15 protein-coding genes are annotated in these 14,294 nt (G+C 66.7%); 2 read left to right on the forward strand and 13 right to left on the reverse strand.

Annotated elements, in window-relative coordinates:
- Positions 1 to 103: 103 nt before the first annotated feature.
- Entirely contained in the window at positions 104 to 1,468 is a 1,365-nt protein-coding gene (gene glmU / locus HEP74_RS18230) for a bifunctional UDP-N-acetylglucosamine diphosphorylase/glucosamine-1-phosphate N-acetyltransferase GlmU (protein ID WP_185814061.1), read from the reverse strand.
- Positions 1,469 to 1,612: 144 nt separating this feature from the next.
- Between glmU and HEP74_RS18235 the strand changes: the two genes are divergently transcribed.
- Positions 1,613 to 1,996 carry a GtrA family protein gene (locus HEP74_RS18235; protein WP_185814062.1) on the forward strand — a complete coding sequence of 128 codons (384 nt, stop codon included), beginning with the start codon at positions 1,613 to 1,615 and terminating at the stop codon, positions 1,994 to 1,996.
- Between the two features lie 157 nt (positions 1,997 to 2,153).
- Here the strand turns inward: HEP74_RS18235 and HEP74_RS18240 are convergent, their stop codons facing one another.
- The 10 genes from HEP74_RS18240 to HEP74_RS18285 all read right to left on the reverse strand — a co-directional run bounded on the left by HEP74_RS18240 (position 2,154) and on the right by HEP74_RS18285 (position 10,602).
- Complete coding sequence (locus HEP74_RS18240; RefSeq protein WP_185814063.1) at positions 2,154 to 2,726, reverse strand: chorismate mutase; 573 nt, start codon at positions 2,724 to 2,726, stop codon at positions 2,154 to 2,156.
- Between the two features lie 328 nt (positions 2,727 to 3,054).
- Positions 3,055 to 3,477 (reverse strand): F0F1 ATP synthase subunit epsilon, encoded by a 423-nt coding sequence (locus HEP74_RS18245; RefSeq protein ID WP_145705148.1) that lies wholly within the window; start codon positions 3,475 to 3,477, stop codon positions 3,055 to 3,057.
- Positions 3,478 to 3,621: 144 nt separating this feature from the next.
- Positions 3,622 to 5,028, reverse strand: a complete 1,407-nt coding sequence (gene atpD, locus HEP74_RS18250) for a F0F1 ATP synthase subunit beta (protein WP_179568762.1) — start codon at positions 5,026 to 5,028, stop codon at positions 3,622 to 3,624.
- A 146-nt stretch (positions 5,029 to 5,174) separates the two neighbouring features.
- Positions 5,175 to 6,038, reverse strand: a complete 864-nt coding sequence (atpG, locus tag HEP74_RS18255) for a F0F1 ATP synthase subunit gamma (protein ID WP_185814064.1) — start codon at positions 6,036 to 6,038, stop codon at positions 5,175 to 5,177.
- A 187-nt stretch (positions 6,039 to 6,225) separates the two neighbouring features.
- Positions 6,226 to 7,773 (reverse strand): F0F1 ATP synthase subunit alpha, encoded by a 1,548-nt coding sequence (atpA, locus tag HEP74_RS18260; protein WP_179568766.1) that lies wholly within the window; start codon positions 7,771 to 7,773, stop codon positions 6,226 to 6,228.
- Between the two features lie 147 nt (positions 7,774 to 7,920).
- Entirely contained in the window at positions 7,921 to 8,448 is a 528-nt protein-coding gene (locus tag HEP74_RS18265) for a F0F1 ATP synthase subunit delta (RefSeq protein WP_179568768.1), read from the reverse strand.
- A gap of 1 nt (position 8,449) precedes the next feature.
- On the reverse strand, positions 8,450 to 8,920 hold the full coding sequence (locus tag HEP74_RS18270; protein ID WP_185814065.1) for a F0F1 ATP synthase subunit B: 471 nt from the start codon (positions 8,918 to 8,920) through the stop codon (positions 8,450 to 8,452).
- A 117-nt stretch (positions 8,921 to 9,037) separates the two neighbouring features.
- The gene (gene atpE, locus HEP74_RS18275; protein WP_046978353.1) at positions 9,038 to 9,337 is read right to left on the reverse strand and encodes a F0F1 ATP synthase subunit C; all 300 of its coding nucleotides are present in this window, start codon (positions 9,335 to 9,337) and stop codon (positions 9,038 to 9,040) included.
- A gap of 77 nt (positions 9,338 to 9,414) precedes the next feature.
- Positions 9,415 to 10,209 (reverse strand): F0F1 ATP synthase subunit A, encoded by a 795-nt coding sequence (gene atpB, locus HEP74_RS18280; RefSeq protein WP_185814066.1) that lies wholly within the window; start codon positions 10,207 to 10,209, stop codon positions 9,415 to 9,417.
- A 27-nt stretch (positions 10,210 to 10,236) separates the two neighbouring features.
- Positions 10,237 to 10,602: an ATP synthase subunit I gene (locus tag HEP74_RS18285; protein WP_185814067.1), complete on the reverse strand. Its 366-nt coding sequence runs from the start codon at positions 10,600 to 10,602 to the stop codon at positions 10,237 to 10,239.
- Between the two features lie 432 nt (positions 10,603 to 11,034).
- On the opposite strand from HEP74_RS18285, the gene HEP74_RS18290 reads away from it, so the two are divergent.
- Positions 11,035 to 11,862 carry a porin family protein gene (locus HEP74_RS18290; protein ID WP_185814068.1) on the forward strand — a complete coding sequence of 276 codons (828 nt, stop codon included), beginning with the start codon at positions 11,035 to 11,037 and terminating at the stop codon, positions 11,860 to 11,862.
- Positions 11,863 to 11,998: 136 nt separating this feature from the next.
- On the opposite strand, the gene HEP74_RS18295 is transcribed toward HEP74_RS18290, so the two are convergent.
- Together HEP74_RS18295 and lpdA are read right to left on the reverse strand one after the other, a co-directional pair.
- Positions 11,999 to 12,274 (reverse strand): hypothetical protein, encoded by a 276-nt coding sequence (locus HEP74_RS18295; RefSeq protein ID WP_185814069.1) that lies wholly within the window; start codon positions 12,272 to 12,274, stop codon positions 11,999 to 12,001.
- A gap of 85 nt (positions 12,275 to 12,359) precedes the next feature.
- The gene (gene lpdA, locus HEP74_RS18300) at positions 12,360 to 14,165 is read right to left on the reverse strand and encodes a dihydrolipoyl dehydrogenase (protein WP_185814070.1); all 1,806 of its coding nucleotides are present in this window, start codon (positions 14,163 to 14,165) and stop codon (positions 12,360 to 12,362) included.
- Between the last annotated feature and the right edge of the window lie 129 nt (positions 14,166 to 14,294).

The raw sequence follows: 14,294 nt of genomic DNA on the forward strand, positions 1-14,294 counted from the left end.
GTTGCGACGCTGGCGCCGGATCCGGCCAGCCGCGCCACCTTAGCGCGGCCCTGCGCGTGCGGCTGCGATGCCTGTCACGCGCCGCCCAGCGCCCCGCTGCCGGCTATTTCTTCTTCGGCCGCTTCCAGTCTTCGTGCGTGGCCTGCCGCGCCCGCGCCACGGTGAGCTGGCCGGCCGGCGCATCGCGCGTGATCACCGACCCGGCGCCGATGGTGGCGCCCGCACCGATCGTCAACGGTGCCACCAGGGCGCTGTTGGAGCCGACGAAGACGTCGTCGCCGATCGTGGTCTGCGACTTGTTCACGCCGTCGTAGTTGCAGGTGATGGTGCCGGCGCCGATATTGACCCCGCTGCCGATGGTCGCATCGCCCAGATAGCTCAGATGATTGGCCTTGCTGCCGACGCCGAGCACCACCTTCTTGGTCTCGACGAAATTGCCGATGTGCACGCCGTCGGCCAGCACCGTGCCCGGCCGCAGCCGCGCGAACGGCCCGATCATCACCGCGCCTTCGGTGACCACGCCTTCCAGGTCGCAGTGCGCGCGCACTTCGGTGCCCGGCCCCAGCACCACGTCCTTCAGCCGCACGAACGGACCGATGCTGACCCCGTCGCCCAGTTCCACCTCGCCTTCCAGCACCACGTTCACGTCGATGCACACGTCGCGGCCCACGCGCACGCGGCCGCGCTGGTCCAACCGGTTCGGATCCAGCAGGTGCGCACCCTGCTCGCACAGCGCGCGCGCCGCGCGCAGCTGCCAGGCGCGCTCCAGCTGCGCCAGCTGCCAGGGGTCGTTGGCGCCCTCGGCCTCGATCGGATCGGCCACCAGCACCATCTCCGCCGGGGTGAATTCGGCAGCGGCGGCGGCGAACACGTCGGTGAGGTAGTACTCGCCTTGCGCGTTGTCGCTGCGCAATTGCGCCAGCCAGCGCTTGAGCGCGGTGGATTCGGCGGTGACGATGCCGGTGTTGATGGCGCGGATGCGGCGCTGATCGTCGTCGGCATCCTTGTGCTCCACGATCGCCGCGACCTTGCCCGCCGCGTCGCGCACGATGCGGCCATAGCCGCTGGGGTCGTCGGGTTCGGCCACCAGCACCGCCAGCCGCCCCGGCGAGTGCAGCAGGCGCAACAAGGTGTCGGCGCGGGTCAGCGGCACGTCGCCGTACAGCACCAGCACGGTGGCCGCATCCGGCACCGCGGCCATCGCCTGCTGCACCGCATGCCCGGTGCCCAATTGCTGCGCCTGCTCGGCCCACAGCAGATCCGGCTGGTCGCCGAAGGCCGCGCGCACCGCGTCGCCGCCATGGCCATAGACCACATGGATCGCCGCCGGCTGCAACTGGCGCGCGGTTTCGATCACGTGGGCCAGCATCGGCCGGCCGGCGATGGGTTGCAGCACCTTGGGCTTGGCGGACTTCATCCGCTTGCCCGCACCGGCGGCAAGGATCACGACGTGCAGGGGCAGGCTCATGGGGAAGTTCCATTCCGGGTCTGACGGGGATTTTAGAGGCAGCCGCGTGTGCGTGCCGCAACGCCCGAAGCCTCGCGACGCCGCGGCATTTACATCTGCGTGGCAGACGCTAGCATGCGCGCTTGATCCCAACCCAGGGCTTCCATGAGTCTGCTGCGCCAGGGCGGTCAATTCGTGCTGATCGGATTGCTGCAACTGCTGATCGACTGGAGCGTGTTCGTCGCGGCGACCGCCGCCGGCATGCCGCCGATCCCGGCCAACGTGCTCGGCCGCGTGTGCGGCGCGCTGCTCGGCTTCTGGCTCAACGGCCGCATCACCTTCGCCAGCGACGACGGCGCGCGCCTGGGCTGGCAGCGCTTCGGCCGCTTCATGGCGATGTGGATCCTGATGACCCTGCTCAGCACCTGGCTGGTGTCGCTGTGCGTGGACGCGCTGGGCCTGCGCCTGGCCTGGCTGGCCAAGCCGGTGGTCGAGGGCCTGCTGGCGGTGCTGTCGTTCTTCGTCGGGCGGCACCTGGTGTACCGCTAGGCGCTAGGCGCTGGCTTCAACATGCACAGACCCCTGTAGGAGCGGCTTCAGCCGCGACAGGCCCTATCGGGAAAGCCCGTCGCGGCTGAAGCCGCTCCTACAGAATTGACCGAATTGCGACCGCATCTGCGCGCAATCTGATTGCGACGCGCACCGCTCAGTGGCAGAAATCGCCCAGGCTGCGCACCAGCGCGGTGCGATGGACCTGGTCCAGTTGCCAGCGCAGCGCATAGGCCTCGGCCGCGCGCGCGGTCGCCGCCGGGCAATCCGGCGCCTGCCGGGTCGCGGCATTGGCCTGCAGGGCGTCCAGCATCTCGCCCTGCAACTGGTCCAGGCGCGCGCGCAATGCGGCCAGGTCCGGACGCGGCTGGTCCGGCGCGCGGCCGCGCAGCCGCCAGCGCTCCAGCAACTGGTATTGCACCAGCTTGTTGGACTCGATCTGCATGCCGAAGAAGCGCGCCGCATCGTCCGCATCCACGCCGTGCGCCGGCGCCTGTTCGCGCACGCTGGCCAGCACCGCGGCCTCGCGGGTGGCGTCCAGTACCGGCTTGCCGCTGTCCCACTTGCTCAGCGCGACCTGGTCGCCGATCGCGTTGCGTTCGACGATGCGGTCGAGCAGCGGCTCCAGCGGCGTGGCGCTGCGCGCGGGCATCGCGCAGCCCAGCATGGCGGTACCGGCCAGCAGTGCGCTCAGCACGCGCGGAAGTGTGGCAGCAGCGGAAGCGGTCATCGGGTCTCTCCTGAAAAACCGTCTGCGTGGGGGAAGGAGTCCGCAGATCGGGCCGCCATCTTGCACAAGCCGTTGGACGATTTCGTTGCAGCACGCCGCGGTTGCGACGCGCGCGTGCAATCGAGTCAGCGGCGATAAAGCCTGCGCCGTGCGCCATGTCACTGTTGCGCGACGATGCCGGCATACGCGCGCTGCGCCAGCTGCGCTCTTCGCCGCTGCATAACGGCGCCGCGCGGCAATCGGCGAACCGCACCGCACAAACGAAAAACGCCGGCAGTTGCCGGCGTCTTCGTCGCATGCCTGCGCCAGGCGGCGCGCGCAGCGAGGCTCAGTGCTTGAGGTTCTTGCGCAGGCGTTCCAGCGCCTGCAGCTGCGCGGTGACTTCCGCCAGCTTGGCCTGCGCCTCGGCCACATCGATGCCGTCGCCGCGGTTGGCGAGCATGCGCTCGGCTTCTTCCTTGGCCTTGCGAACCGACGCCTCGTCGATGTCCTGCGCGCGGATCGCGGTGTCGGCCAGAATGGTCACCACCTGCGGCTGCACCTCGAGGATGCCGCCGGAAATGGCGAAATCCAGCTGCTCGCCGCTGGCGGTGGTGACCACCACCTTGCCGGGCTTGAGCCGGGTGATCAGCGGCGCGTGCTTGGGCGCGATGCCCAGCTCGCCCAGCTCGCCGGTGGCGACCACCAGGGTCGCTTCACCGTGGTAGATCTCGTGCTCGGCGCTGACGATGTCGCAACGGATGGTGCTCATGGTTACCTCGCTGGCGCGAGGCGGGATTGGGGATTGGGGATTCGGGATTGGCCAAAGCGGTCACGCCGCCTTGCCTTCACTCCGAATCCCTCGCCCTCGATGCCGCCTTGCGTATCCCTAATCCCGAATGCCGAATCCCGGCTGTTACGCCTTCTCGGCCATCTTCTTGGCCTTCTCGACCGCTTCTTCGATGCTGCCGACCATGTAGAACGCCTGCTCCGGCAGGTGGTCGTACTCGCCTTCGACGATGCCCTTGAAGCCGCGGATGGTGTCCTTCAGCGACACGTACTTGCCCGGCGAGCCGGTGAACACTTCGGCCACGTGGAACGGCTGGCTGAAAAAGCGCTCGATCTTGCGCGCGCGCGACACCGACTGCTTGTCCTCTTCGGACAGCTCGTCCATGCCCAGGATCGCGATGATGTCCTTCAGTTCCTTGTACTTCTGCAGGGTCATCTGCACGCGGCGCGCGGTGTCGTAGTGCTCGTGGCCGATCACGTTCGGATCCATCATGCGCGAGGTCGAATCCAGCGGATCCACCGCCGGGTAGATACCCAGCGAAGCGATGCTGCGCGACAGCGCGACGGTCGAGTCGAGGTGGGCGAAGGTGGTCGCCGGCGACGGGTCGGTGTAATCGTCCGCGGGCACGTACACGGCCTGGATCGAGGTGATCGAGCCGGTCTTGGTCGAGGTGATGCGCTCCTGCAGCACGCCCATTTCCTCGGCCAGGGTCGGCTGGTAACCCACCGCCGACGGCATGCGGCCCAGCAGCGCCGACACTTCGGTACCGGCCAGGGTGTAGCGGTAGATGTTGTCGACGAACAGCAGCACGTCCTTGCCCTTGCCGTTCTCGTCCTTCTCGTCGCGGAAGTACTCGGCCATGGTCAGGCCGGTCAGCGCGACGCGCAGGCGGTTGCCCGGCGGCTCGTTCATCTGGCCGTACACCATCGCGACCTTGTCCAGGACGTTGGAGTCCTTCATCTCGTGGTAGAAGTCGTTGCCCTCGCGGGTACGCTCGCCCACGCCGGCGAACACGGACAGACCCGAGTGCGCCTTGGCGATGTTGTTGATCAGTTCCATCATGTTGACGGTCTTGCCGACGCCGGCGCCGCCGAACAGGCCGACCTTGCCGCCCTTGGCGAACGGGCACATCAGGTCGATGACCTTGATGCCGGTTTCCAGCAGCTCGGTGGCCGAGGACTGGTCTTCGTAGCTCGGCGCGGCGCGGTGGATTTCCCAATGGTCGGTGGCCTGCACGTCGCCGGCCTCGTCGATCGGGCGGCCCAGCACGTCCATGATCCGGCCCAGCGTGCCCGGGCCGACCGGCACCGAGATCGCGCGGCCGGTATTGGTCGCCAGCAGGTTGCGCTTGAGGCCGTCGGTGGAACCGAGCGCGATGGTGCGCACGATGCCGTCGCCGAGCTGCTGCTGCACTTCCAGCGTGATGGCCGTGCCTTCGACCTTCAGTGCGTCGTAAATCTTCGGCACATCGGCACGCGCGAATTCGACGTCGACGACCGCGCCGATGATCTGAACGATCTTGCCCTGACTCATTTTGCTGCTCCGGTTAGCTTTAGTTCTGTGCGGATGGCCTGCGCCATCCCATGGATTTCGTGATTCGGGATTTGGGATTCGGGATTCGTAAAAGCGCGCTTCGCAGCTCTTGCCAATCCCGATTCTCCAATCCCGAATCCCGGCACTTAGACGGCCGCCGCGCCGCCGACGATCTCGGAAATTTCCTGGGTAATCGCCGCCTGCCGCGCCTTGTTGTAAATCAGCTGCAAGGTGCTGATCAGCTTGTTGGCGTTGTCGCTGGCCGCCTTCATCGCGACCATGCGCGCGGCATGTTCGGAGGCCACGTTCTCCAGCACCGCCTGGTACACCAGCGACTCGATGTAGCGCGTCATCACGTGCTCCAGCACGGTCGCGGCATCGGGTTCGTACAGGTAGTCCCAGTCGTGGTGCGCGACCTGGTTCTCCGCCGCCGGCAGCGGCAGCAGCTGGTCGAAGCTGGCCTTCTGCGTCATCGTGTTCACGAAGCGGTTGTAGACCAGGTAGACGCGGTCGACCTTGCCCTCGGTGAACGCATCCAGCATCACCTTGATCACGCCGATCAGCTGCTCCAGCTGCGGCACGTCGCCTAGGTGGCTGACGCTGCCGACCATCTCGACCTTGAGCCGGCGGAAGAACACCGAAGCCTTCTGGCCGATGGTGACCACGTCGATGCCGGCGCCCTTGTCCTGCCACTGGCGCACTTCGCCCAGCATCTTGCGGAACAGGTTGTTGTTGAGGCCACCGGCCAGGCCGCGATCGGAGGAGATCACGATGTAGCCGACACGCTTGACCTCGTCGCGCTGCACCAGGAACGGATGCGTGTAGTCGGTGCTGGCCTGCGCCAGATGCCCGATCACCTGCTTCATCGCCTGCGCGTACGGGCGCGAGGTCTTCATCCGATCCTGCGCCTTGCGGATCTTGGAGGCCGAGACCATCTCGAGCGCGCGCGTCACCTTGCGGGTGTTCTGCACGCTCTTGATCTTGGTTTTGATTTCGCGTCCGCCTGCCATTACTCGCTCGCTCCGCTCGTGGGATTCGGGATTGGGGATTGGGGATTAGCTAAAGCTCCCAAACTCACCTCACCTACAACCCAAAATACCTGAATCTGGAGATCCGGAACGATGCTCGGGGATCGACCAAGCCCCCTGAACCACCGCTCTTGCGAATCCCGAATGCCCAATCCCGAATCCCGGCTCTTTACCAGCTGCCCGTGGTCTTGAACTCGCCGATGCCCTTCTTGAACGCCGCTTCGATCTCGCCGTTCCAGTCGCCGCTGTCGTTGACCTTGGCGATCAGCTCGCCGGCGGTGTTGGCGAAGTGCGCGTGCAGGCCTTCTTCGAACGCGCCGATCTTGTTGACCGGCACGTCGTCCAGGAAGCCTTCGTTGACCGCGTAGATCGACAGCGCCTGGTTGGCGATCGACATCGGCAGGTACTGCTTCTGCTTCATCAGTTCGGTGACGCGCTGGCCGCGCTCGAGCTGCTTGCGGGTGGCTTCGTCCAGGTCCGAGGCAAACTGCGCGAACGCCGCCAGCTCACGGTACTGCGCCAGCGAGATGCGGATGCCGCCGGAGAGCTTCTTGATGATCTTGGTCTGCGCGGCGCCGCCGACGCGCGACACCGAGATGCCGGCGTTCACCGCCGGACGGATGCCGGCGTTGAACAGGTCGGTTTCCAGGAAGATCTGGCCGTCGGTGATCGAGATCACGTTGGTCGGCACGAACGCGGACACGTCGCCGGCCTGGGTCTCGATGATCGGCAGCGCGGTCAGCGAACCGGTCTTGCCCTTCACTTCGCCGTTGGTGAACTTCTCCACGTAGTCCTCGGACACGCGCGCGGCGCGCTCCAGCAGGCGGCTGTGCAGGTAGAACACGTCGCCCGGATACGCTTCGCGGCCCGGCGGACGCTTCAGCAGCAGCGAGATCTGGCGGTAGGCCACGGCCTGCTTGGACAGATCGTCGTACACGATCAGCGCGTCTTCGCCGCGGTCCATGAAGTACTCGCCCATGGTGCAGCCGGCGTAGGCGCTGATGTACTGCATCGCGGCCGATTCGGAGGCGGTCGCGGCGACCACGATGGTATGCGCCAGCGCGCCGTTCTCTTCCAGCTTGCGCACGATGTTGGCGACGGTCGAGGCCTTCTGCCCGATCGCCACGTACACGCACTTGATGCCGGTGGTCTTCTGGTTGATCACCGCATCGATCGCCAGCGCGGTCTTGCCGGTCTGGCGGTCGCCGATGACCAGCTCGCGCTGGCCGCGGCCGATCGGGATCATCGCGTCGACCGACTTGTAGCCGGTCTGCACCGGCTGGTCGACCGACTTGCGCCAGATCACGCCCGGCGCCACGCGCTCCACCGGCGCGGTCTGCGAGGTGCCCAGCGGGCCCTTGCCGTCGATCGGCTCGCCCAGCGCGTTGACCACGCGGCCGAGCAGTTCCTTGCCCACCGGCACTTCCAGGATGCGGCCGGTGGTCTTGGCCACGTCGCCTTCGCGCAGGTTCTCGTAGTCGCCGAGCACCACGGCGCCGACCGAGTCGCGCTCCAGGTTCAGCGCCAGGGCGTAGGTCTCGTTCGGCAGTTCGATCATCTCGCCCTGCATCACGTCGGCCAGGCCGAAGATGCGCACGATGCCGTCGGACACGCTGGTGACCGTGCCTTCGTTGCGCGACTCCGCAGTCAGCTTGACCTGCTCGATGCGGTTCTTGATCAGTTCGCTGATTTCGGAGGGGTTGAGCGTGGTTGCCATCTTGGTTTCCTTCGGATCGTCCACCGCGCGAAGGCGGATGGCGACTTTTGGTTAGCTTCTTTGAGAATCGGGAATGGGGAATCGGGAATCGCTGGTGGCGTCGCCGCCGGGCCGGGTTCTCTTTTCTCTATTCGCCATTCCCGCTTCTTAGTGGGCCAGTGCGGATTGCAGGCGCGACAGCTTGCCTTTCAGCGAACCGTCGATGACCACGTCGCCGGCATCGATCACCGCGCCGCCGATCAGCGAAGCGTCCACCGCCGTGGTGATCTCGACCTCGCGGCCGAAGCGCTGCTTCAGCGCCACCTTCAACGAGGCCACCTCCGCGTCGCTCAGTTGGGTGGCCGAGGTCACGTTGGCCTTGACCACGCATTCGGCCTCAGCACGCAGCTGATCGTACAGCCCGGCGATCTCGGGCAGCAGCGGCAACCGCTGCCCTTCGGCCAGCAGGCTCAGGAAGCGCGCGTACTGCTCGTCTGCCACCTGCGGCGCCAACAGCGCCACCGCCTGCTCGCGCTGCAGCTGCGGGTTGTGCAGCAACGCCGCCACGCGCGGATCGGCGGCGACCTGGGCGGAGAACGCCAAGGCCTGCGACCAGGGCGCGAGCTTGCCGGCATCGCTGGCCGCGGCGAACGCGGCGCGGGCATACGGACGCGCCAGTGTGAGGGCCTGGCTCATCTCAGATCTCCGCCGCCAGCTCGTCGAGCAGCGCCTTGTGGGCGGTGGCGTCGATTTCGCGCTTGAGCAGCCTTTCCGCACCGCTCACCGCCAGCAGCGACACCTGGCGACGCAGTTCTTCGCGCGCACGGTTGGCCGCGGCGTCGATCTCGGCCTGGGCCAGATCCTTCTGCCGGTTGGCCTCGGCGATCGCCTCGTTCTTGGCCGCTTCGACGATCTGGTTGGCGCGCGCGTGGGCCTGGTCGATGATTTCGTTGGCCTTGACGCGTGCGTCCTTCAGCGCTTCGTTGACCTTTTCCTGCGCCTGCGCCAGATCCTTCTGGCTGCGATCGGCGGCGGCGAGGCCTTCGGCGATCTTCTGTTGGCGCTCTTCGATGGCCTTCATCAGCGGCGGCCAGATCTTGGTCGCGACGATCCAGATCAGACCGGCAAACGCCAGCGCCTGGGCAAAGAGGGTGAGACCGATATTCATTGGGTACGCTCAGCCAAAGTGACGGGGTGGACGCACCGCCATCGCGGCGGGCGCGTCCGAACCTTCATCCGCAGCGGGGCGGCCGCATCGCTGCGGCCGTCCGCCGGTGCTACTGGATCAACCGCCCTGCGGCAGGCGCGACACGAACTCGCCGATCATCGGGTTGGCGAACGCGAACAGCAGGCCGACCGCGACGCTGATGATGAACGCGGCGTCGATCAGGCCGGCGGTGATGAACATGCGCACCTGCAGCACCGGGATCAGTTCCGGCTGGCGCGCGGCCGACTCCAGGAACTTGCCGGCCATGATGGCCAGACCGAGGCCGGCACCCAGCGCGGCCAGGCCGATCATGATGCCGACGGCGAGGACGGTGGAGCTCTGGACTTGGGCGAGGTTGGTCAGGACGGCGAAGTACATGGTTTTCTCCGAGAACAAAGTTGCTTGAGGATGGTGAATCGAACGAAGGGTTGCGTAAAACGCGTGAAGCAGAAACGTCAGTGGCTGTCTTCCGCCAGGCTCAGATACACGATGGACAGCATCATGAAGATGAAAGCCTGCAGCGGGATCACCAGCAGGTGGAACAGCATCCAGCCGAAGCCGAACGCGCCGCCGGCCAGGGCGCCGAAGATGCCGGCACCGCCCAGCACCCAGATCAGCAGGAACACGATCTCGCCGCCGAACATGTTGCCGAACAGTCGCATCGCCAGCGAGATCGGCTTGCTCACCCACTCGACGATATTGAGGATCAGGTTGAACGGCAGCATCCACTTGCCGAACGGGGCGGTCAGGAATTCCTTGGTCATCCCGCCCACGCCCTTGGAGCGCAGCGAGAAGAAGATCATCAGGAAGAACACGCTGATCGACATGCCCAGGGTGGCGTTGACGTCGGCGGTGGGCACCGGCTTCCAGTAGTGAATGCCGGCCAAGGCTAGCGGGATCGCGATGAAGTCCGCCGGGATCATCTTGATGAGGTTCATCATCAGGATCCAGAAGAACAGGGTGATCGCGATCGGGGTCACCAGCTTGCTGGTGCCGTGGTAGGTGTCCTTGGCCTGGCGGTCGACGAACTCCAGCAGGATCTCCACGAACGCCTGCCACTTGCCCGGCACGCCGGCGGTGGCCTTGCGCGTGGCGATCCAGAAGCCGAACACCATCAACAGGCCGGACAGCACCGACATCACCAGGGTGTCGACGTGCACCTGCCAGAACCCGCCTTCCTGCACCTGGAAGGTGAGGTTCTGCAGGTGGTGCTGGATGTAGGAGGTAGGGGTTGCTTCCTCGCCCGCCATGAGTCCTGAGCCTTTATCGTGATTCGATCAACGTCTGGCCAGAGCCAGAACCTGGAACATCAGCCCGACGGCGATACCCGCCAACAGGGCCAGAGGAGGCAGCCGCCACCAGGCAAAGCCCAGCGCCAGTACCGCGAACACCAACACCCACTTCAGCACCATGGCCACGATCAACCGCGCCATCGCCGCACCTGCCGCCTGCACGCCGCCGCTCAACGCGGTGCGTGCCGCCAGCCATCCTCCCGCCACCGTCGCCAGCCCGGTTGCGGCAGCGCCCATGGCGTACTTCGGCCCCACCAGCAGGAACGCCAGGGAAACCACGGCCACCGCCACCAGCGGGTAAATCGCTGCGCGCAGCATCAGCCGCCGACCCGCATCAACGGAGTTCAGCACAGAAAATCCTGCAGTTGGTGGTGGGTTGAGGACGTCTTCGCGTCCGTCGAGCCGTGGAATTATAGCAATGGGACAATTTGCGAGACAACCGCCAAAGGTCGCGGCCGTCCCCCGATCGAGCCAAGCCGCCAACGATAGCACGTCGCGGACCCGCGCCGCGGCCCGCATTGATGCATCGCAACAGGGATTTGCGTGGGAACTTTTCATCCCGTCCCCGGTCCGATCCTGCAGGGACTGCGCCCATCCTCGTCGATTTGCAGCGCGGACCCATGGAGCCCCGGGCGACCGGGGCTCTTCTTTTTGCCTGCGATTCTGTGACCGATGCACCTCCATACCTTCACGGATGGTGGACATGGTTTTAAGGATAGTTGCGGCACGCGGTGGCGCTCGCCATCGGCGCATCCATCCCCAGATGACGGAGCTTCGCCCCCTATGAAACATTTGCTCGCCCTTGCGTTGCCGTGCGCGCTCGCCGCCGCCTACGCCCTCCCCGCCCACGCCGAAGACACCGACGACCGCTTCACCATCCGTCTCGGCGCGATGAACGTGGACAACGACAACACCCTGCGTGGCAACACCACCATTGCCGGCAACGAAATCTCAGGCTCGCAGGACTTCGACTTCGGCGGCAAGGAATGGGAGCCGCGCGTGGACGGCATGTTCCGCATCAGCACCCGCCAGCGCCTGATCTTCGACTACTTCAAGTACGACAAGGACCGCCGCGAGGAACTGGGCGAGGACCTCAGCTACGACGGCGCCACCGTGCCGGCCGGCAGCTTCGTCAAGGGCGAGCTGAAGTACCAGGTCGCCAGCCTGGTGTACGACTACTCGGTCATCGACACCCCGCAGTTCAGCCTCGGCCTGCAGATCGGCGCCGAATGGGCCAAGGTGCAGGCCAATGCCTACGCCGACCTGGGCGACCTGTATTCGGGCACCTTCATCGACGAGAGCGAAGACGGCGCCGCGCCGGTGGTCGGCGTGCGCTTCACCGCACAGCCGAACGAGCACTGGCTGTTCAGCGCGCAGGGCCAGTACGTCAACACCAAGTGGGGCGATTTCGGCAAGTACGACGGCGACCTGAGCCGCGCCAATGCGATCGTCGAGTACCGCTTCACCCGGAACTTCGGCATCTTCGCCGGCTACGACTGGTTCAAGCTGGACGTGGACCGCGAGACCGACTCCAACTCCGCCTCGCTGACCAACGTCGGCCTGAAGCAGGAGTTCAAGGGCCCGGTGGCCGGCGTGACCTTCGCGTTCTGATCGCGCGACCTCCGTTGCACCCCGAGAAGGCCCGCCATGCGCGGGCCTTCTTGCGTCCGCAGCGAGCGCGTCGCTACGTGCCAGCGCAGGTGCGCCGCCCAGGCAGATCGACCGGGTCGCCGCGCCGCAGCCCCCGTCACGGCAGCTTGGTGGCGCCCGCGACCAACAAGTGCTTGTGCAGTTCGCAATAGCACTCGTCGTGCCAGCCGTAGTGCGGATCGCGGCATACCGTGTGGCGCACCGCCGCGGGCAGATCGCCCATGACGCTGCGCAGATCGTGCCGCAAGGCCACGAACACCGAGCCAGGCTCGGGCCAGTCGCTGCAGTGTGGCGGTTCCTGCATGCGGTTGCCCTGGCCAAGTTCGCGGTCCAGCAACGCCTGCAGTTCGGGGCACAGCGGCATTTCGCGCATCGGCTTCTCCACAATCGCCGCAGCGCAGACACGACGACGCCCCGCAGCGGCGGGGCGTCGTCGGCATCGCCAGGCGCGAGGCGGTTTACTTCTTCTTCGGGATGTACAGGTCGGTGATGGTGCCGTCGTAGACCTCGGCGGCCATGCCGACCGACTCGCTCAGGGTCGGGTGGGCGTGGATGGTGTGGCCGATGTCCTCGGCCTCCGCGCCCATCTCGATCGCCAGGCCGATCTCGGCCAGCAGGTCGCCGGCATGCACGCCGACAATGGCGCCGCCGATGATCCGGTGCGTTTCCTCGTCGAAGATCAGCTTGGTGAAGCCCTCGGTGCGGCCGATGCCGATGGCGCGGCCGCTGGCCGCCCACGGGAACTTGGCCACGCCGACCTTCAGGCCCTTGGCCTTGGCCTCGGTCTCGGTGACACCGACCCAGGCGATCTCCGGGTTGGTGTAGGCCACCGACGGAATCACCCGCGCCACCCACTCCTTCTTCTCGCCGGCGGCCACTTCGGCGGCGAGCTTGCCCTCGTGCGTGGCCTTGTGGGCCAGCATCGGGTTGCCGACGATGTCGCCGATGGCGAAGATGTGCGGCACGTTGCTGCGCATCTGCCGATCGACCGGGATGAAGCCGCGCTCGGTGACGTTGACGCCGGCCTTCTCCGCGCCGATCTTCTTGCCGTTCGGCGAGCGGCCCACCGCGACCAGCACGCGGTCGTAGCTGGTCGCGCCCAGCGCCGGCTGCTCGCCCGCGGCCGCGGCCTCGAAGGACACGGTGATGCCCTTCTTGTCGGCCTTGACCTCGGTGGCCTTGGTCTTCAGGTAGACCTCCACGCCCTGCTTCTTCAGGCGATCGGCCAGCGGCTTGACCAGGTCCTTGTCGGCGCCCGGCATCAGCTGGTCCATGAACTCGACCACGGTGACCTTGCTGCCCAGCGCGCTGTACACGGTGGCCATTTCCAGGCCGATGATGCCGCCACCGACCACCAGCAGGGTCTTGGGGATCTCCTGCAGTTCCAGCGCGTCGGTGGAGTCCATCACCCGCTTGTCGTACCACGGGAAGTTCGGCAGCTTCACCGCCTGCGACCCGGCGGCGATGATGCAGTGCTCGAAACGCAGCAGTTGGGTCTTGCCGTCGGCGCCGACGATTTCCAGCTCGTTGGGCGACACGAACGACGCCACGCCGGTGACGGTGCGCACCTTGCGCTGCTTGGCCATGCTGGCCAGGCCGCCGGTGAGCTTGCCGACCACGTTTTCCTTGTACGCGCGCAGCTTGTCCAGGGCGATCTTGGGCGCGCTGAAGGTCACGCCGAAGTCGCCGGCATGGGCCACCTCGTCGATCACCGCGGCAGCGTGCAGCAGCGCCTTGGACGGGATGCAGCCAACGTTGAGGCAGACGCCGCCGAGGCTGGCGTAGCGCTCGATCAGCACCGTGTCCAGGCCCAGGTCGGCGGCGCGGAACGCGGCGGTGTAGCCGCCGGGGCCGGCGCCGAGCACCACCATCTTGCATTCGATGTCGGCCGGCTTGCCGCTGGCCAGCGCCGGCTTGGGCGCCGGCGGCTCGGCCGGGGCGCGGTGCGACGGCGCCACCGGCGGCTTGCTGGCCGGCGCCTCGGCTTTGGCCGCCGCGGGCGCAGCGGCCGGCGCGGCGCCGGCGTCCTCGGTTTCCAGCAGCGCGATCACCGCGCCCTCGGACAGGACGTCGCCGAGCTTGACCTTCAATTCCTTGATCACGCCGGCCGCCGCCGACGGCACTTCCAGCGTGGCCTTGTCCGACTCCAGGGTCAGCAGGCCCTGATCCTTCTTCACCGTGTCGCCGACGGCGACCAGCACTTCGATGACCGGAACCTCGCTGTAGTCGCCGATATCCGGGACCTTGACCTCAATGACCGCCATGCAGCTTCTCCTGTGGCCCGGCCGGCGCGCCGGCGGGCGATTGCAGTTTTACGGCGGCGCCGCGATGGACGCGGCGCACGCAGGTGGGGGAAACACGGGCCGCGCCGGGCGCGGCGCCGTTGCGGCAGG

Origin of the sequence: Xanthomonas sp. SS (genome assembly GCF_014236835.1) — a bacterium.
Taxonomy (GTDB): Bacteria; Pseudomonadota; Gammaproteobacteria; order Xanthomonadales; family Xanthomonadaceae; genus Xanthomonas_A.